The organism is Streptomyces sp. MH60 (assembly GCF_002939385.1).
In the GTDB taxonomy this organism is placed as follows: domain Bacteria; phylum Actinomycetota; class Actinomycetes; order Streptomycetales; family Streptomycetaceae; genus Streptomyces.
In genome coordinates this window covers 19,454-37,518 of record NZ_MULI01000070.1, presented here as the reverse complement: position 1 = coordinate 37,518, position 18,065 = coordinate 19,454, and the positions used below count along the sequence as shown (strand labels likewise).

Annotated in this window: 19 protein-coding genes and 1 pseudogene; 14 read left to right on the top strand and 6 right to left on the bottom strand. The window is 73.2% G+C overall.

The annotated features are described in order from the left end of the window. The 3 genes from BZZ08_RS30515 to BZZ08_RS30500 form a co-directional block, all read left to right on the top strand. A partial coding sequence (locus tag BZZ08_RS30515; RefSeq protein WP_133169235.1) for a WYL domain-containing protein occupies window positions 1-322 on the top strand: 322 nt, incomplete at its 5' end. A gap of 378 nt (window positions 323-700) precedes the next feature. Further along, window positions 701-877 (top strand): hypothetical protein, encoded by a 177-nt coding sequence (locus BZZ08_RS30505; RefSeq protein ID WP_104635443.1) that lies wholly within the window; start codon window positions 701-703, stop codon window positions 875-877. Window positions 878-955: 78 nt separating this feature from the next. Then, complete coding sequence (locus BZZ08_RS30500; protein ID WP_104635442.1) at window positions 956-2,593, top strand: DNA repair helicase XPB; 1,638 nt, start codon at window positions 956-958, stop codon at window positions 2,591-2,593. Between the two features lie 3 nt (window positions 2,594-2,596). Here the strand turns inward: BZZ08_RS30500 and BZZ08_RS30495 are convergent, their stop codons facing one another. Continuing rightward, window positions 2,597-2,782 (bottom strand): hypothetical protein, encoded by a 186-nt coding sequence (locus BZZ08_RS30495; RefSeq protein ID WP_198601781.1) that lies wholly within the window; start codon window positions 2,780-2,782, stop codon window positions 2,597-2,599. A 289-nt stretch (window positions 2,783-3,071) separates the two neighbouring features. On the opposite strand from BZZ08_RS30495, the gene BZZ08_RS30490 reads away from it, so the two are divergent. Continuing rightward, window positions 3,072-5,117 (top strand): HelD family protein, encoded by a 2,046-nt coding sequence (locus tag BZZ08_RS30490; protein ID WP_104635440.1) that lies wholly within the window; start codon window positions 3,072-3,074, stop codon window positions 5,115-5,117. 12 nt (window positions 5,118-5,129) lie between these two features. On the opposite strand, the gene BZZ08_RS30485 is transcribed toward BZZ08_RS30490, so the two are convergent. From BZZ08_RS30485 to BZZ08_RS30475, 3 genes are all read right to left on the bottom strand, one after another. Then, complete coding sequence (locus BZZ08_RS30485) at window positions 5,130-5,819, bottom strand: copper homeostasis protein CutC (RefSeq protein ID WP_104635439.1); 690 nt, start codon at window positions 5,817-5,819, stop codon at window positions 5,130-5,132. A gap of 85 nt (window positions 5,820-5,904) precedes the next feature. Beyond that, window positions 5,905-6,588: a maleylpyruvate isomerase family mycothiol-dependent enzyme gene (locus BZZ08_RS30480; protein ID WP_104635447.1), complete on the bottom strand. Its 684-nt coding sequence runs from the start codon at window positions 6,586-6,588 to the stop codon at window positions 5,905-5,907. A 10-nt stretch (window positions 6,589-6,598) separates the two neighbouring features. Further along, on the bottom strand, window positions 6,599-7,252 hold the full coding sequence (locus tag BZZ08_RS30475; protein ID WP_104635438.1) for a TetR/AcrR family transcriptional regulator: 654 nt from the start codon (window positions 7,250-7,252) through the stop codon (window positions 6,599-6,601). A 100-nt stretch (window positions 7,253-7,352) separates the two neighbouring features. Between BZZ08_RS30475 and BZZ08_RS30470 the strand changes: the two genes are divergently transcribed. After that, a complete protein-coding gene (locus tag BZZ08_RS30470; RefSeq protein WP_198601780.1) occupies window positions 7,353-8,009 on the top strand; it encodes an HD domain-containing protein in 657 nt (218 codons plus the stop codon). 10 nt (window positions 8,010-8,019) lie between these two features. Further along, window positions 8,020-9,135, top strand: a complete 1,116-nt coding sequence (locus BZZ08_RS30465; protein ID WP_104635436.1) for a GNAT family N-acetyltransferase — start codon at window positions 8,020-8,022, stop codon at window positions 9,133-9,135. Here the strand turns inward: BZZ08_RS30465 and BZZ08_RS30460 are convergent. Continuing rightward, a complete protein-coding gene (locus BZZ08_RS30460) occupies window positions 9,117-9,416 on the bottom strand; it encodes a DUF4031 domain-containing protein (RefSeq protein WP_104635435.1) in 300 nt (99 codons plus the stop codon). The genes BZZ08_RS30465 and BZZ08_RS30460 overlap by 19 nt on opposite strands. Before the next feature lie 10 nt (window positions 9,417-9,426). Continuing rightward, window positions 9,427-9,807 carry a hypothetical protein gene (locus tag BZZ08_RS30455; protein ID WP_104635434.1) on the bottom strand — a complete coding sequence of 127 codons (381 nt, stop codon included), beginning with the start codon at window positions 9,805-9,807 and terminating at the stop codon, window positions 9,427-9,429. 55 nt (window positions 9,808-9,862) lie between these two features. Here BZZ08_RS30455 and BZZ08_RS30450 point away from each other — a divergent pair, with 55 nt between their 5' ends. The 8 genes and pseudogenes from BZZ08_RS30450 (at window position 9,863) to BZZ08_RS30415 (ending at window position 17,991) form a co-directional block, all read left to right on the top strand. Continuing rightward, window positions 9,863-10,834 (top strand): MurR/RpiR family transcriptional regulator, encoded by a 972-nt coding sequence (locus tag BZZ08_RS30450; protein ID WP_241965606.1) that lies wholly within the window; start codon window positions 9,863-9,865, stop codon window positions 10,832-10,834. Between the two features lie 122 nt (window positions 10,835-10,956). After that, entirely contained in the window at window positions 10,957-11,892 is a 936-nt protein-coding gene (gene murQ / locus BZZ08_RS30445; RefSeq protein ID WP_104635432.1) for an N-acetylmuramic acid 6-phosphate etherase, read from the top strand. Window positions 11,893-11,959: 67 nt separating this feature from the next. Further along, on the top strand, window positions 11,960-12,529 hold the full coding sequence (locus BZZ08_RS30440) for a hypothetical protein (protein WP_104635431.1): 570 nt from the start codon (window positions 11,960-11,962) through the stop codon (window positions 12,527-12,529). Between the two features lies 1 nt (window position 12,530). Next, entirely contained in the window at window positions 12,531-13,127 is a 597-nt protein-coding gene (locus BZZ08_RS30435; RefSeq protein ID WP_104635430.1) for a TetR/AcrR family transcriptional regulator, read from the top strand. 170 nt (window positions 13,128-13,297) lie between these two features. Beyond that, a pseudogene (locus BZZ08_RS30430) lies at window positions 13,298-13,915 on the top strand (sigma-70 family RNA polymerase sigma factor); the annotation flags it as partial. Window positions 13,916-14,020: 105 nt separating this feature from the next. Then, a complete protein-coding gene (locus BZZ08_RS30425; protein WP_104635428.1) occupies window positions 14,021-16,333 on the top strand; it encodes an ATP-binding protein in 2,313 nt (770 codons plus the stop codon). 173 nt (window positions 16,334-16,506) lie between these two features. Continuing rightward, on the top strand, window positions 16,507-17,490 hold the full coding sequence (locus BZZ08_RS30420) for an AraC-like ligand-binding domain-containing protein (RefSeq protein WP_241965605.1): 984 nt from the start codon (window positions 16,507-16,509) through the stop codon (window positions 17,488-17,490). Window positions 17,491-17,553: 63 nt separating this feature from the next. Then, window positions 17,554-17,991, top strand: coding sequence for an SsgA family sporulation/cell division regulator (locus BZZ08_RS30415; RefSeq protein WP_157953359.1), 438 nt, complete (start codon window positions 17,554-17,556; stop codon window positions 17,989-17,991). Window positions 17,992-18,065 lie beyond the last annotated feature (74 nt).

Genomic DNA, 18,065 nt, shown 5'->3' with positions numbered 1-18,065 from the left:
CGGTGATCTCGCCTCCACGACCCCGCGCAAGCCGGGGCCCGGCGGCGAGGATGGCGGCGGCGAGGGCGGGGCGCCGGGCGGGACGCTGCCCCGCACGGGCGCCGCCGAGACGCTGGCCACGATGCAGGCGGCGGTCCTGACCGGTGAGGCGCTGTGGATCGGCTACGTGAACGCCGAGGGTGCCGCCAGCCAGCGCGTGATCGCGCCGATCCGGGTCGAGGGCGGCTTCGTCACGGCGTACGACCACACGGCGGACGAGGTGCGCACCTACCCGCTGCACCGGATCACCGGCGTGGCCGAGCTGGCCGACGACGCGGGCTGAACCGGCGTACGACGCGCGGCACACTTTCGGGTGTACGCCGTGGTTCATGCACGCCACGCCGGGTGAGTCGCACCTGCGAGGGAGCTTTTTTCATATTCCGCATCGGGTCACGGGCGGTCGGGCAGCCACCGGGTGCCCGCAAACCAACCGAAAGGAAGAACCCGATGCGTACTGCCGTTCGCCGTGTCGCCACCGTCCTGACCTCCACCGCGGCCCTGCTCGCGGCGTTCGCCGCCGAGGCCGCCGCGGTCGGCATCGACCTCGGCGGGGGCCTCACCCTCTGACCGTTCCGCTACCGCGTTCCCTCCGGCGGGCCGGACCCCCGCCCTTCCGGGTCCGGCCCGCCGTCCTCACCCTCGGCTCCTCGAAAGGCCTCCCGTGCGCGACACGACCACCGAGCCCGCCCGTTCCGCCGCCCACGCCACCGCCCGTTCCGCCGTCGCCGTCTCCGTCGCCGCCCTGATCACCGCCGCGGCGCTGTTCGGGGCCCTCGCGCCCAAGGCCGCCGCGCTGGAGGGGCCGCTCATCAACAACATCACCATCGGTCTCCGGTAGGCCCGGCCCCGCGATCAGGCACACTGGACGTTTGGCCGAGCCGTCGTCCGGCCGTACGCACGCGAAAGGGTGCCGCCCGTGAATGGTCCGCTGATCGTCCAGTCCGACAAGACCCTGCTCCTCGAAGTCGACCACGAGCAGGCCGCCGACTGCCGTCGGGCCATCGCTCCGTTCGCGGAGCTGGAGCGGGCGCCGGAGCACATCCACACCTACCGGGTGACCCCGCTGGGCCTGTGGAACGCGCGGGCGGCGGGCCACGACGCCGAGCAGGTCGTGGACGCGCTCGTCGAGTACAGCCGCTACCCGGTGCCGCACGCGCTGCTGGTCGACATCGCCGAGACGATGGACCGCTACGGCCGGCTCACCCTCTCCAAGCACCCGGCGCACGGCCTGGTCCTGACGACCACCGACCGGCCGGTGCTGGAAGAGGTGCTGAAGTCGAAGCGGATCGCGCCGCTGGTCGGCGCCCGCATCGACGCCGACACGGTGGCCGTGCACCCCTCCGAGCGCGGGCAGATCAAGCAGACGCTGCTGAAGCTGGGCTGGCCGGCCGAGGACCTCGCCGGGTACGTCGACGGCGAGGCGCATGCGATCGAGCTGGCCGAGGACGGCTGGGCGCTGCGCCCGTACCAGAAACAGGCGGTGGAGAACTTCTGGCACGGCGGCAGCGGCGTCGTCGTGCTCCCCTGCGGCGCGGGCAAGACGCTGGTCGGGGCGGGTGCGATGGCGCAGGCCAAGTCGACGACGCTGATCCTGGTCACCAACACCGTCTCCGCCCGGCAGTGGAAGCACGAGCTGGTCAAGCGCACGTCGCTGACCGAGGAGGAGATCGGCGAGTACAGCGGTACCCGCAAGGAGATCCGGCCGGTCACCATCGCCACGTACCAGGTGCTGACGACCCGGCGGAAGGGCGTCTACCCGCACCTGGAGCTGTTCGACTCCCGGGACTGGGGGCTCATCGTCTACGACGAGGTGCACCTGCTGCCCGCGCCGGTCTTCAAGTTCACCGCCGACCTCCAGGCCCGGCGGCGGCTCGGCCTGACCGCGACCCTGGTGCGGGAGGACGGCCGTGAGTCGGACGTGTTCTCCCTGATCGGCCCGAAGCGGTTCGACGCGCCGTGGAAGGAGATCGAGGCGCAGGGCTACATCGCACCCGCCGACTGCGTGGAGGTCCGGGTCAACCTCACCGATTCCGAGCGGCTCGCGTACGCCACCGCCGAGACGGAGGAGAAGTACCGCTTCTGCGCGACGACCGACACCAAGCGGAAGGTGACGGAGGCGATCGTGCGGCGGTTCGCCGGGCAGCAGATCCTCGTCATCGGCCAGTACATCGACCAGCTCGACGAGCTGGGCGAGCACCTGGGCGCGCCGGTCATCAAGGGCGAGACGTCCAACGCCCAGCGGGAGAAGCTCTTCGAGTCCTTCCGGCAGGGCGAGATCAGCGTGCTGGTCGTGTCGAAGGTCGCGAACTTCTCGATCGACCTGCCGGAGGCGACGGTCGCCATCCAGGTGTCGGGCACCTTCGGCTCGCGGCAGGAGGAGGCCCAGCGCCTGGGCCGGGTGCTGCGGCCGAAGGCCGACGGCCACCAGGCGCACTTCTACTCGGTCGTCGCCCGCGACACCCTCGACCAGGACTTCGCCGCCCACCGCCAGCGCTTCCTGGCGGAACAGGGCTACGCCTACCGGATCATGGACGCGGACGAGGTCCTCGGCTGACGCTCAGTGGCGGCGGACGCCGGCCTCCTCGCCGTACTCACCGAGGACGACCACGTCGAAGGCGGCGCCCGCGAACACCCTGACGGCGCGCAGGGTGTCACCGAGCCGGTGCCGGTGGCTGCCGGCCACGGGCGTGGCACCGGACACGCGGCCCGGTGCCGGGGCGGGGGAGATGGTTGCTGCGCTCATGTCTCCATGGTGCGACCGCCACCCCCCGACCGGCATCGGTCTACGGACCCAACCCTCCTCCGCCTCCGCTACGACCCTGGAGGGAGCGCATCCCCCGGAGCGGATGACGTGATCCCCTAGGGGTCGGCCGCGGGGCGGAGGAAAACGGTTGGCCCGCGCCGCGTCCGCTCCCCTAGAATCTCCGCTCTTGCCCGCCTCCCCACGGAGTGCTGCCGTCCGGACGGAAACCGGTCGGCCCACCGCGCGCGCCCCGCGCCCACCGCACCGCAGGTCATCCGGAGGCATCCCCTTGTCCACGCCCGTCCACGACGACCCCCTCTCCAAAGAGCGCTCCCACCTCGCCGCTTCCCGTTCCGCGCTGCGCGCCATGCGCGAGGACGTCGAGTCCCTGGACATCACCGACGTCACCGCGAACTGGGTCAACGCCGCCGTCCTGGAGAGCCAGATCGAGCAGCGCATCAAGGCGCTCGCCGACCTCAGCGAGACCCCTCTGTTCTTCGGCCGGCTCGACTACCTGTACGCCCCGGGCGCCGAGCAGGCGGAGGGCGGGGAAGGGGAACGCTTCTACGTCGGTCGTCGGCACGTGCACGACGCGGACGGCGACCCGATGGTGATCGACTGGCGGGCGCCGGTCTCCCAGCCGTTCTACCGGGCGTCGAAGAAGGACCCGCAGGACGTCTCGCTGCGCCGCCGCTTCGGCTACACCGGCGGCGACCTGACCGCGTACGAGGACGAGCACCTGCTCGACCCGGCCGAGGCGGCGACCACCAGCAGGCTGCTCCAGCAGGAGATCGAGCGGCCCCGCGTCGGACCGATGCGGGACATCGTGGCGACGATCCAGCCCGAGCAGGACGAGATCGTGCGCGCCGGACTGTCCGGCTCGGTCTGTGTGCAGGGCGGCCCCGGCACCGGAAAGACCGCCGTCGGCCTGCACCGGGTGGCCTACCTCCTGTACGCGCACCGCGAGCGCCTGGCCCGCACGGGCACGCTGGTCATCGGCCCGAACCGGTCCTTCCTGCACTACATCGAGCAGGTGCTGCCGGCCCTCGGCGAGCTGACGGTCCGCCAGGCCACCGTGGACGACCTGGTCGCCCACGTCGAGGTGCGCGGCACGGACGAGGCGGCGACGGCGGTGATCAAGGGCGACGCGCGGATGGCCGAGGTGCTGCGCCGGGCCCTGTACTCCCACGTCACGCCGCCCACCGAGGGTGTCGTCGTGGTGCGCGGCTCGCGCCGCTGGCGGGTGCCGGTGTACGAGCTGGAGGAGATCGTCCGCGAGCTGCTCGCCCGGGACATCCGCTACGGCGCCGCCCGCGAGGCGCTGCCGCAGCGGATCGCGCACGCGGTGCTGGTGCAGATGGAGCGGGCGGGCGAGGCGCCGGACGACCGGGTGCAGAACGCGGTGGCACGCAACGCGGCCGTGAAGGCGCTGGTGAAGTCGGTCTGGCCGCAGGTCGACCCGGCCAAGCTGGTGCTGCGGCTGCTCGCCGACGCGGACTTCCTCGCCGAGCACGCCGAGGGGATCCTCACCGGGGACGAGCAGAAGGCGGTGCTGTGGGTGAAGCCGGCCCGCTCGGTGAAGTCCGCCAAGTGGTCACCGGCCGACGCCGTGCTGATCGACGAGGCGACCGACCTGATCGAGCGCACCCACTCCCTCGGCCACGTGGTCCTCGACGAGGCGCAGGACCTGTCCCCGATGCAGTACCGCGCGGTGGGCCGGCGCTGCACCACCGGTTCGGCGACCGTCCTGGGCGACCTGGCGCAGGGCACCACGCCGTGGGCGACCCGGAGCTGGGCTCAGGCGCTGGGGCACCTGGGCAAGGGCGACGCGGTGGTCGAGGAGCTGACGGCCGGTTTCCGCGTGCCGACGGACGTCATCGCGTACGCCTCCCGGCTGCTGCCGCACATCGCGCCGGGGCTGACGCCGGTGGCGTCGATCCGCGAGAACCCGGGCTTCTTCGACATCCGTACGGCTCCGGGCGGGGCGGCCGACGTGGTGGCGGCCTGCCGTGAGCTGCTGGAGCGGGAGGGCTCGGTCGGCCTCATCGCCGCCGACGCGAGGGTGCCGGAGCTGGCCGCGGCCCTGGCGGCGGCCGGGATCGGCCACGTGGGCCCCGGCGAGGAGACCACCCGCGCCACCCGCCTGACCCTGGTCCCGGCCTCACTGGCCAAGGGCCTGGAGTACGACTACGTGGTCCTGGACGAGCCGCAGGCCGTGGTCGACGGCGAGCCGGACGAACGGACGGGGCTGCGGCGCCTGTACGTGGCGCTGACCCGTGCGGTGTCGGGGCTGATCGTGACCCACGCGACGGGGCTGCCGCCGCAGCTCACCTAGCTGCGGGGGCTCCTACTCCCCCAACACCCGCCGCCACTGCGAAACCGCGTCCGCCGACACCGGCCCCGCCCACCCGGCGGGCCGTGCCGCGCCGCCGATGTGGAAGCCGTCGATCCCCGCGTCCATCAGCCCCGGCACGTGGTCGAGCCGCAGACCGCCGCCGACCAGCAGCTGCTGCTCGTACCCCGGCTCCCCCCGCCGCCGCGCCTCCGCGAGCAGCACGGTCAGGCCGTCGTCCACGCCCCCGGCCGCCCCGGCCGTCAGATAGGTGTCCAGGCCCGGGAAGTCCGCGAGCTGCTTGCGCAGCGCGTCCCGGTTCGCGGCGCGGTCGATCGCGCGGTGGAAGGTCCACCGGCAGCCGTCCAGCACCTCGGCGATCCGCTCCACCGCGCCGAGGTCCACGTCGCCCGCCGCGTCGAGGAACCCCAGCACGAACTGCGTGGCCCCGGCCTCCCGCAGCTCACCGGCGACGCGTGTCAGCCGCTCGACGTCACCGGCGGCGAACCCGTCCGCGAGCCGCAGCATCACCCGTACGTCGATGTCGACGGCGGCGCGGATCGCGGCGACGGTCGGGGCCGACGGGGTGAGTCCGTCGGCCGCCATGTCGGTGACCAGTTCGAGGCGATCCGCGCCTCCGGCCTGGGCGGCGACCGCGTCCTCGACGTCGAGGGCGATCACCTCCAGGACTGCACGCTTGCTCATGGGACCCCATTCGTCGGCCTGCTACAGGTCTAGTCCAATCCAAGACTACGCGTCCGACGGCAGGCCCGGGTCCCCGCGTCGCCGCTCAGCCGCCGAAGATGTTCAGTTCCTTCGCCTCCACCCCGGCCAGCTCGTACCCCGCCGCTCCGTCCAGGGGACGGCCCGCGTAGAGCCGTACGAGGGTGGGGCCGTCGCCGATGAACCGGCCCGGCGGCCGCTCACCGCTCGTCTCGCCCAGCTTCAGGGGCTCGTCCAGGTCGTCCAGGTCGGCGTGGAGCGGCACGTGACCGCGCGCCCGGGTGACCGTGCCGAGCAGCGCGAGCGCCTCCGGGAGCCCGCGCCCCGCGTACGCCCCCGGCTCGCCGAAGGTCACCCGTACGTCACCGGCGTGCACCCACTCGCCCAGCGCCACCGCGTCCAGCCTGCCGTCCGAGCGCGCGATCACCGGGCCGGCCTCGGTCATGCCGCGTTCCAGTTCGTCGACGACCCGGGCGTTGCTCCAGTCGGCGCGTTCGGCGATGTCGCGGTCGTTGCACTCGGGTGAGAAGACGCCTTCCTCGAAGCGTTTCTCCACCACCCGGATCAGCGCGCTGGAGCAGTGCGCCAGCACGTCGCGCACGGTCCAGCCCGGACACGCGGCCACCGGCAGCGTGAAGTCGGCGTCCGGGCGGGAGCGCAGCAGCGGCACCAGTTCGTCGCGTTCGAGGGTGAGCAGCCGGCCGGGCAGCTCGGGGTCGCGTACGTCGTGCAGGTCTGCGGGAGTCGTCATGGACTCCACGTTAGGGGCCCAGCAGGTCCTTCAGTTCGGCCTCGAAGAGAAGAGCGGGGTCGAAGCCCATGCCGGTGAACTGCCCGGCGAGTTCCAGGGACAGCACACCGTGCAGCCGGGACCAGAAGGACAGGGCGCGGTGGAGGACCGGGGCGGGCGCCGGATGGTCCCCCGCCCACTGCCGGTGGGTGTCGAGGTGGGCGTCGAACGCCCCGCCGGTGCCGCCGCCCGGCGACGGCGGTGCGGCGGCGGCGTCGACGATGACCGCCATGGTCTCGGCGGCGATCTCGGTGATGTCGTCGGGCGCGTGGTAACCGGGGACGGGGGTGCCGAAGATGAGGAAGTAGCGCTGCGGGTCGTCCAGGGCCCAGGCGCGCAGGGCGTGCGCGAGTCCGGCCAGGTCGGCGCCGGCCTCGGCGGCGGCGCGGAGGGTGTCGGCCTGGCTGCGGTAGGCGTCCCGGATGAGTTCGGTGATCAGCTCGTCGCGGCCGTCGAAGTACCGGTAGAGCGCGGGCCCGCTCATGCCCATCCGCTTGGCGATCGCGTTGAGGGAGAGCGCGGAGGCCCCCGCCGTGGCGATCTGCTCCCAGGCGTGCTCCTTGATCTCCGCGCGCACCTGGGTGCGGTACCGCTCGCGCGGGGTGCTGGTGCGCGCCTGAGGCATGGTCCGCCCGCCGCCTCTCGAGTTCCGCCCGGCCACCCGGCCGGGCACGCAGACACTTCGGTTAGAAGCTATCACGAACATTATCTGGAAGAATGCACCCATGGCCGACCTCGACGCCCTGCGCACCCGCTTCGCCCACGCCCTGGCGGGAGCCGCCGCCCACGGCCCCGACCCCGCGCCGTACGCCGACGATCTGCTCGCCCGCTGGCAGGAGCCCCAGCGGCGCTACCACACCCTGGCGCACCTCACGGCGGTCCTGGACCACGTCGACGTACTGGCCCAGCACGCCGACGACGTGGACGTGGTGCGGCTCGCCGCGTGGTTCCACGACGCCGTCTACCGGCCCGACCGGTCCGAGAACGAGGAGCGCTCCGCCCGCCTCGCCGAGCGCGCGCTGCCCGAGGCCGGGGTGTCCGCGGCGAAGACCGCCGAGGTGGCCCGGCTGGTGCGGCTCACCGTGACGCACGCCCCGGCCGCCGACGACCGCGACGGGCAGGTCCTGTGCGACGCGGACCTGGCGGTCCTCGCCTCCCCGCCGTCGGCGTACGCGGCGTACACGGCGGCCGTGCGCGAGGAGTACCACTTCGTGCCGAACGACGCCTTCCGCGAGGGCCGGGCCGCGATCCTGCGCCAACTCCTCGGCCTGCCCGGCCTGTTCCACACCCCGCACGGACGGCGGGAGTGGGAGGCGACCGCCCGCCACAACCTCACCGGCGAGCTGGAAATGCTGTCGCTCCCGGACACCCCCGGCGCCTAGCCTGCCCCGCATGCGGACACTGGGCGGGGAACAGGTGGAAGAGGCCGTCGCGGGCGCCGTCGCGCTGCTGCGCACGGCGACGGACCGGGACTGGCGCGCGACACGGGCCGGACGGCTCGACTGGGACTGCCGGTACACGGCGAAGCACGTCGCGAGCGATCTCATCGCCTACGCCGGGCAGCTCGCCGGACGCGCCACCGAGGCGTACGTGCCGTTCGAGATCACCCTGGACGGCAGCGACGACGGCTTGGACCCGGCCGACAACGAGGGCGTCCTCCAGGTCATCGAGACGACCGGTGCGCTGCTCGCCGCCGCCGTCCGCACCACCCCGCGCGAGGTCCGGGCCTTCCACCCGTACCCCTTCCGCAGCGCGGACCGCGAGGGCTTCGCCGCGATGGGGATCACCGAGGTGTTCCTGCACACGCACGACATCGCCGAAGGTCTCGGGCTGGCCTACGAACCGCCCGCCGAGCGGTGTGCGGACCTCCTCGCCCGGCTCTTCCCGCACGTCCGGCCCGACACCGACCCCTGGCGCACCCTGCTGTGGGCCACCGGCCGCGGCGACCTGCCCGGCCGGGCCCCGGTCACCGAGTGGCGCTGGCGCAACAACCTGGTGATCCCGGCCGAGCGGCTCACCCTCCAGGGCCTCACGCCCGCCGCCGCCACCGACCTCGCCGCGGGCGGCGACGGCGGCTTCGCGTGGATCGACGGCGGGCCCTTCCAGGGCACCCGGGACGCCGCCGGAATGCTGGTGAAGGCGTACGAGACGGGGGTCCACCGCCCGGTGTGGGGAGTCTTCGTCCTGGTCCGGCGCGAGGACGGGCGCGCGGTCGGCGGCATCGGCTTCCACGGGGCGCCGGACGAGAAGGGCCAAGTGGAGATCGGCTACGACCTCGTCGAGGCGGCCCGGGGCAACGGCTACGCGACCGAGGGGCTGCGCGCGCTGTCCGCGTGGGCGCTGGCGCGGGAGACGGTGACGTCCGTGCTCGCGACGACCGAGCCGGAGAACACCGCGTCGCAGGCCGTCATCGCCCGCGCCGGGTTCGTCCGGATCGCCGGGGACGGCGCGGAGGACGGGGAGGGCGGCGAGGACGCCGGGCAGTTCGCCTACGAGCTGCGCGGCTGAGCACCCGGGGCGCCGCGGGAGGCGGCCCCCTTGCGGCGGCGCAGTCCCGCGCCGTGCAGCAGCCGCACCACCTCGCGGCTGCTGACCTCCAGCGCCCCGGCGGACACCGCGTCGGCGTACCGGTGGGCGGGCAGGTCGTAGTGGTCGCGTTCGAAGGCGCGCCGCGGCACGCCCAGGACCTCGGCGAAGGCGTGCAGTTCGGCGTAGGAGACGTCGCTGACCAGGTGGGACCAGAGCCGGCCGTGGCCCGGCCAGGTCGGCGGGTCGATGTAGAGGGTCACCGGAGCGTCCTCACGAGGAGGCACCGCCGGTGGCCGCGCCCAGCGAGCCGACGGCCGCGACCTTCACGCCCGCCTTGCCGCACACCCAGTGCGGGTCCGGACCCAGTTCCGGCTCGACGTCCAGCGCGTGCGGGTCGCCGGAGCCGCACACCGGGCACAGCGGCCAGCGGCCGTACCGCTCCAGTAGCGCGTCCTGCACGTCCTGGGCGATCAGTCCGGCCACGAACTCCGCGCCCTCGGGCCACTGCTCGACCCACCAGCGCCGCTGTACGACCGACTCCTCGACCAGCGAGACGACGTCCGGTTCGGCGACCTCGCCCGCCACCAGGTCGGCGAGCACGAGGGCGCGCGCGGCGTGCAGCGCCTGCTCCAGGGGGCTGATGGGGTTCATGCACCCATTGTGCGCACTCTTGACCCGCGGACCGAAACGAAAATATCTTTCATGAGTGACCGATGAAGTGAAGGAAACTTTCGCGACCGCCTCCGGGGGCCGCCGTGCCACCGGCGGCGGGAGCGCACCGCCCGCGCCCGCCGCCCTCGCGGCCAAGGTCCGCACCCTGGCGCCGTCGATGACCCGGTCCATGCAGCGGGTCGCCGAGGCCGTCGCGGGCGACCCGGCCGGCTGCGCGGCCCTCACGGTCACCGGCCTGGCCGAGCTGACCGGCACCAGCGAGGCGACCGTCGTACGCACCGCCCGGCTGCTCGGCTACCCCGGCTACCGCGACCTGCGCCTCGCGCTCGCCGGGCTGGCCGCCCAGCAGCAGTCCGGCCGCGCCCCCGCCATCACCACGGACATCGCGGTCGACGACCCGATCGCCGACGTGGTCGCCAAGCTGGCCTACGACGAGCAGCAGACCCTCGCGGACACCGCCGCCGGACTGGACACCGTCCAGCTCGGCGCGGCCGTCGCCGCACTGGCCGCCGCCCGGCGCACCGACGTGTACGGCATCGGCGCCTCCAACCTGGTCGCCCAGGATCTCACCCAGAAGATGCTGCGCATAGGGCTCATAGCCCACGCCCCGGGCGACCCGCACCTCGCCGTCACCAACGCGGTGCAGCTGCGCGCGGGGGACGTGGCCCTGGCGATCACGCACTCCGGCTCGACGGGGGACGTCATCGAACCGCTCCGGGTCGCCTTCGAGCGGGGCGCGACGACCATCGCCATCACCGGCCGCCCCGACAGTTCCGTCACCCAGTACGCCGACCACGTGCTGACCACGTCCACCGCCCGGGAGAGCGAGCTGCGGCCGGCCGCGATGTCGTCGCGGACCAGCCAGCTGCTGGTGGTGGACTGCCTGTTCGTGGGGGTGGCGCAGCGGATCTACGAATCGGCTGCGCCGGCTCTGGCGGCGTCCTATGAGGCGTTGGCGCATCGGCACGGGGCGCTCCGCGCGGGGGCGGGGGACCGTAGGGCTTGATCTTCGCGGGTGGCTGCGGGTTCGTTGTGGGTGGTCGCGCCCACGCGGCGGAGCCGCACCTCGAAACAGACCCGCGCCCCTGGGTTAGTACAGGCATCGCACGTTGAAAAGGGCCGCATCTTATGACCTCCACCCCCCATCACCCCGATCTCCGTTCCCAGTTGGAGTCGTTGACCACCGAGGCGTTCCGGCCGGAGCTGGCCGAGATCGATCAGTTGCCGACGCTCGACATCGCGCGGCTGATGAACGGTGAGGACGCCACCGTGCCCGCCGCCGTCGCCGCGCGGCTGCCCGAGATCGCCGCCGCCATCGACGCCGTGGCCGCCCGGATGGCGCGCGGCGGGCGGCTGGTCTACGCGGGCGCCGGTACGGCCGGCCGGCTGGGCGTGCTGGACGCCTCGGAGTGCCCGCCCACCTTCAACACCACCCCCGGGCAGGTCGTCGGCCTGATCGCGGGCGGCCCGGACGCCATGGTCACCTCCGTCGAGGGCGCCGAGGACTCCCCCGGGCTGGCCCGCGCCGACCTGGACGCCCTCGCGCTGACCGCCGACGACACGGTGGTCGGCGTCTCCGCCTCGGGCCGCACCCCGTACGCCGTCGGCGCCGTCGAGTACGCCCGCTCGCTCGGTGCCCTGACCGTCGGCCTCGCCTGCAACGGGGGCAGTGCCCTGGCCGCCGCCGCCGAGCACGGCATCGAGGTGGTCACCGGGCCCGAGCTGCTCACCGGCTCGACGCGGCTGAAGGCGGGCACGGCGCAGAAGCTGGTCCTGAACATGCTGTCGACGATCGCGATGATCCGGCTCGGCAAGACGTACGGGAACCTGATGGTGGACGTCCGCGCCTCCAACGAGAAGCTGCGGGCCCGCTCGCGCCGCATCGTCGCGCTCGCCACCGGTGCCGCCGACGACGACATCGAGCGTGCCCTGACGGCGACCGACGGCGAGGTCAAGCACGCGATCCTGGTCCTGCTGGCCGACGTGGACGGTCCGACGGCCACCCGGCTGCTGGCGGAGTCCGGCGGTCACCTGCGGGCGGCGCTGGCGGCGGCGCTCGGCTGACCGGCCCGCCGCCTTCGGTCCGGCCGGGGGCCCGGGGCCGTCCGCGCCGTGTGCGATTCTGAAGGACATGAACCACGCGCAGCTGACCGCCCTGGGCCGCGCCCTGCGCCTCCTCGGTGAGCACGGCGAGGCCCTGACCGCCGACACTCCGGAGGCCAAGCTGCACGAGGTCCGCGCGGACCTGAAGCGTGCGCTGGACCAGCTGGAGGAGAGCGTCACGACGGCGGCCCCCAGCACCCGCTGCCCGGAGCACCCGAACGGGCCGGTCGACAAGGCCGCCCCGGACCTGTGCCTGCTGTGCGAGACCCGCCGCCGCACGGCCCGCCGCGCCGAGTACAACGGCGGACCGCTGCCGGCCCGCGCCGCCGAGCCGGTCCAGTCCCGCTACGGCGTACGGGGTGACCGGCCGCAGCCCCAGCAGCGCTGGCTGCCCGAGCAGTGGACCGGCCAGGCGTGGCAGCTGTGCGGCACCCCGCGCCGCGACCGCCGCGAGGCCGAGCTGTACATCGCGGCCCAACTGCGCGGCCCGCACGCGGCGATGGCGTACCGCCTCGTCCACGAGTTCACGGACTACGAGGTGCTGCGGGTGTGGGGCACGCCGGTTCGGGTGGACATCGAGCCGATGGGCGGCCTGTGACATGGTCAGACGCAACGACCAGCGCCGCGCCGCCCTCGTCGACGCCGCGATCGAGGTGCTGGCCGCGCAGGGTGCCCGGGGGCTGACCTTCCGGGCGGTGGACACGGAGGCCGCCGTCCCGGCCGGCACCGCGTCCAACTACTTCGCCAACCGCGACGACCTGCTCACCCAGGCGGGCGCCCGGGTCTACGAGCGGCTGCGCCCCGACGAGGCCACCCTCGCCCGCCAGCGCACGGCCGGGCGCGACCGGGACACCTACGTACAGCTGATGCGGGAACTGGTCGACCGGGTCGCCTCCTTCCGCACCGGCTATCTCGCCCTGCTGGAGCTGCGCCTGGAGGCAACCCGCCGCCCCGAGCTGCGCGCGGTGCTGACCGAGCGCGTCCGCGAGGACGTCGCCGCCAACGTCGCCTACCACGAGGCGTCCGGCCTCCCCGGCGACGCCACGGCCGTCAAGCTGCTCATCCTCACCCTGAACTGGCTGATCGTCGAGCAGCTCACCCTGCCGGACGTATTCACCCCGGCCGAGCGCAACGAACTGGTGGCGGCGGCGGTCGAACGCATCGTGGCACCCCAGGGCGCGCTTGACTATCCGTGACCAAATAGCCCGTAGCACCCTTTCCCCCCCTTAAACGACCCATACTCGGCAGTGCCGTGGACATCGGACGTACTCGATGGGACCACCGGCCGGGGCGGTCTGCAGTCATGCGGCAGTTCCTCGCTCACCCAACGGTCAGCAGCAACCAGAGGAACGGAGACCGCACACTCATGCCCTCAGAACGGTCAGAGACGACACACGACGTGGACGGTGCCGTTGCCGTCTTCGTCCAGTACCGGCCACGACTCCTCGGTATCGCCCGCCGCGTGCTCGGCAGCACGGTCGAGGCGGAGGACGTGCTTCAGGACGTCTGGCTGCGCTGGGAGAGGGCCGACCGCTCGACGGTGGTCAACCCGTGCGCCTTCCTCTCCACGATCACGACCCGGCTGGCCCTCAACGTCGCGCAGTCCGCTCGGGTGCGCCGGGAGACCTCGATGGGACCGTGGCTGTCCGAACCCGTCGACACCGGACCTGATCCGGAGCAGCGGGCGCAGCGGGCGGAGGCCGTGGAGACGGCCCTGTTGCTGGTGCTGAAGCGGCTGACCCCCGCCGAGCGCGCCGCGTACCTCCTGCGTGAGGCTTTCGACTACGGCTATCCCGAGATAGCCGGGACCCTCCGGCTCAGTCCGGGCAACGCGCGGAAGCTCGTGAGCCGGGCCCGCATGCACCTGGCACAGGAACGGGAGCGGCGGGTGCGCGGGAACACCACGGGGCACAGACGCCTGCTGACCGCGTTCGTCACGGCGGCCCGGACGGGGGACGTGGCCTCCCTGGAAGCGGTGCTCACCGCCCCGGTGAAATGACTCCCCCGGGCCCCTGATTGTCCCGTTAGTATGCGCTTCAATCACCCCGGTCTCGCCGCGAGCGAAGGGTGGCGACGGGAGGGGGCCCGCGTGGCCGGTGAACTGGTGACGTTCGGCACCCTGCTGCGGGAGTTGCGGCAGGCCGCGTCGTTGACGATCGAGGGTCTGGCGGAGACGTCCGGTGTGAGCGTGCGCGGCATCGGGGACCTGGAGCGGGGGCGGCGGGCGGCTCCGCAGCAGCGGACCGTGGCGGCCCTGGCGGACGGCCTGGGACTGGGCGAGGCGGAACGCGACCGGTTGCTGGCCGCGGCGCGGGCCGGGCGGACTCCGGGCTACTCACCGACGGGCGTGCGTTCCTTCCCCCGGGGCATCGACGACTTCACCGGCCGGGAGAAGGAGATCGCACAGCTCACCGACCTGGCGCAACGGACCGTCGGCGAAGGGCGCGACGACAGCGCGCGGAGTCCCGCGAGGCCGACGGTCGTCGTCATCTCGGGGCCGCCCGGTGCCGGGAAGACCACACTCGCGCTCCAAGCGGCGCATGAGGTGGCCGACGCGTTCCCTCACGGCCAGCTGCTGGTGGACCTGCGAGGCATGGACGACGCTCCACCCGGTCCGGCCGAACTCCTCCTCGGGGTGCTCAAGGCCTTGCAGGTGGCCGACCGGGACCTCGTACGCGTCGGCCCGGAGGGCCACCCCGAGCTGTACCGCCAGTCGCTGGCCGACCGGCGCTGCCTCCTGGTCCTCGACAACGCCCGTGACGAGGCACAGGTCCGCCCGCTGCTGCCGAGCGCGGGGGAGTGCATGGTCCTGGTGACCAGCCGGCGCATGCTGACCGGCCTGGACAGCGTGCGCCGCCTCCCCCTCGGCGAACTCGAACCTCAGGAGTCCACCGCCCTCCTGAGCGGCCTGGTGGGCGCCGACCGCGCCGAGGCCGACCCGGCGGCCGTCGCCGAGGTCGCCGAACGGTGCGCTCATCTTCCGCTCGCCCTGCGGGTGGCCGGCAACTGGCTGGCCACCCGGACCGGCCGGTCCGTACGGCACCTGGCCGACCGCCTCGCCCAGGAGGACCGCCGGCTGAACGTGCTCGCCGCCGGAGATGTGCACGTGTCGGCGGCCTTCGAACTGTCGTACCAGCAGCTCACGCCCACGGCGGCCCGTCTCTTCCGGCGTCTCGCCCTCGTGCCCGGCCCCGACACCTCAGCGGCCGCGGCCGCGCAGTTGGTCGGACAGGACGTCTTCGACACCGAGGACACCCTGGAGGAACTGGTCGAGACCGGGCTGCTGGACACCGACGACACCCGTTACCGTCTGCACGACCTGCTGCGCCTGTACGCCCGCACCCGCCTGACGTCCGAGGAGAGCGCGGCCGACGCGGACGCGGCCCGCACGGCGCTGCACACCTGGCTGCTGGAGACGGCCACGGTGGCCGGACGCTGGTACGAACCGGACTACGGCGCCCCGCCCCCCGACTGGCGCGGGACGGTCGACCTGTCCAGCGCCGACCTGGCCCGCGCGTGGCTTCAGGCCGAAGGCGCCAACTGGCTCGCCGCATACCGGGCGACCGCCGCGGCCGGGGACCACACCACCGTCGTCGAGGTCGCCGAGGCCCTGCACTGGTTCTCCGACCAGTGGATCTTCTGGGGTCACTGGACGGAGATCTTCGACACCGCCGCCCGCAGCGCCCGGGTCCTCGGCGATCCGCTCGTCGAGGCGGCACAGCTCAACTACCACGCCTGGGCACTGACGCTGATCGAGGGCCGCCATGACGACAGCCTCCGCCGGTCGGCGCAGGCCCTCGCCGCCGCCGAACGCGCGGGAGACCTCAACCAGCAGGCCTGGGCGCATGACTACCAGTCCACCGCGTACCGGCGGCTCGAGGACTTCGACCGGTCCATGGCCAGCACCCTGCGGGCGGCCGAGCTGTTCGAGGCCGGAGGCGATCTGAACGGCGCCCTGCAGGCCCGGTTCGGTATCTGCATTCTCCTGGTGGAGACCGAGCGCCCTGCCGAGGCGCTGGCGTTCCTCGCGGAGACGTTCGCCTTCATCGACGCGGCCGGCGACCGTATCGCGCCCCACATCGCTCACTTCACCATGGTCCAGATGCACTCGGTCTCCGGCAGGGCCCACCATCTTCTCGGCGCCTGGGACGCGGCCGTCCACCATCTGCGTACCGCTCTCGACCTGGACCGGGACAACCCCGGAATGACCAGTCGACTCCTCAATCAACTGGGCCACGTCCTCCGAGAAGCGGGGCGCACCGAGCCCGCCCGGAAAGCCTTCCACTCCTGCGTCGCCATCGGTGCCGACGCCGACCCCGCGAAGGTCGCCGACGCGCGCGAGCAACTCGCCCTCCTCGGGAAGGTGCCCGGGCCGCCGGCACCGGGACACTCCTCACCGTAGGCCCCGAGGGCACCGCCCGTCCTTCCCCCTCAGCGCACATCCCGCTCTCCACGCGCCTCTGCGCGCACCGTGCCCGCCGGCCTCCGTCGCCGCGGGTTTCTGCCTGCTTCCTGCCTGGAGCACCGAACGGCCCGCTGCTTGGCTTATGGCAGGCAGAACAAGGTTCCCGCCGCATGGACGTGGAGAAGGAGAGCCCGATGGGCCAGGTGCTGACGACCGCTTCGGTTCCCGACCGGGACAAGCTCGCCTTCTGGCACGACGCGCTGGGCCGGGCGTTGCTGCCGATGACCGTCGTCCCGCTGAGGGACGGTCCGTTCGCCGGCCGCATCGCCGCCGGCCGGGTGGGACACCTCCGGGTCTGCGACATCAGCGCCGACGCCCAGCGCGTCACCCGGACCGCCGAACCCTGCTCCCGCACCCCGGAGGGGTTCATCGGCTTCTCGGTCCCGAAGTCGGGCACCACCACGCTCGTCCAGGACGGACGGACGGTCACCGCCGCACCGGGCGATCTGCTCGTGTACGACACGACGCGCCCGTACTCCCTGGACTGCCCCGAGCCGTTCTCCGCCCGGGTGGTGCACGTCCCCCGGACCGTACTGAGGCTGCCCGAACGGGAGATCGGGCTGGTCACGGGAACGGTGATCGACGCCACGGAGGGCCTCGGCGCGGCCGTGGTGTCCCTGCTGACGACGCTGGTCACGCCGGAGCAGCCCTACTCCCGGGAGATCGCCGGCCGGCTGGCCGCCGGAGTCGCCCACCTGTTCGCGACGCTGGTCGCCGAACGGGCCCAGCAGGCCGAGGCGGAACCGGCGCCCCAGCGGGACCGGATGCTACTGCGCGTCCGCGACCACATCGAACGCCACCTGGAGGACCCGTCGCTGTCCCCGGAGACCGTGGCGAAGGCCCAGCACATCTCCGTCCGCTATCTGCACCGCCTCTTCGAGGGCGAGGACACCACCGTCGCCCGGCACATCCAGCGCCGCCGGCTGGAGCAGTGCGCGCGTGAGCTGTCCCGCGGCGACGAGACGGTCCCGACCGTGGCCGCGGTGGCCCAGCGGTGGGGCTTCGTCAGCCCCGCCCACTTCAGCCGGGTGTTCCGCGGCGTCTACGGCGTCCCCCCGCGCGACTGGCGCGACGCCCGCCTCGTCGTCCGGTGAGCGGTTCCGTCCGTCCCATGAGCAGGCAGTCCCATGCATCAGCCGGTCGAGGAGGAAGACCCCATGAGAGACAAGAGTGAGCACGCCACAACGGTCGCGTCCCCGGTGACGGTGGCCGTCGGCCTCCCAGGAGATCCCCCCGTGCCGCTGTGCGCGCAGTTGATCTACGACGCGGCCGACCCCTATGCCGTACGGCTCTCCCTGGGCGCGCCCGAGACGCCGGAGCCGGTCGACTGGTTCTTCGCCCGTTCCCTGCTGGAGGAGGGCATGCGCCGACCGGCCGGTGTCGGGAACGTGCTGGTGAGTCCGCCGCACCGGTGCCACCGTGACGCCGTCTCCATCGTCCTGAGGTCGGCCACGGGGTCCGCGCGGATCGAGGTCCCGGCCCTGGACACCGCCGAGTTCCTGCGGCGGTCGCACGAGCTGGTGCCGATGGGGCAGGAAGGCGGGCACACGGACATCGACCACGCCCTCGCCGCTCTCATGAACAGCTGCGAGTGACATGCGACGGCGCCTTGTGCACGCGGAATCAAGCACGGTGCGTCGACAGGCAATTCGCCCCTGCCCACGCCCAC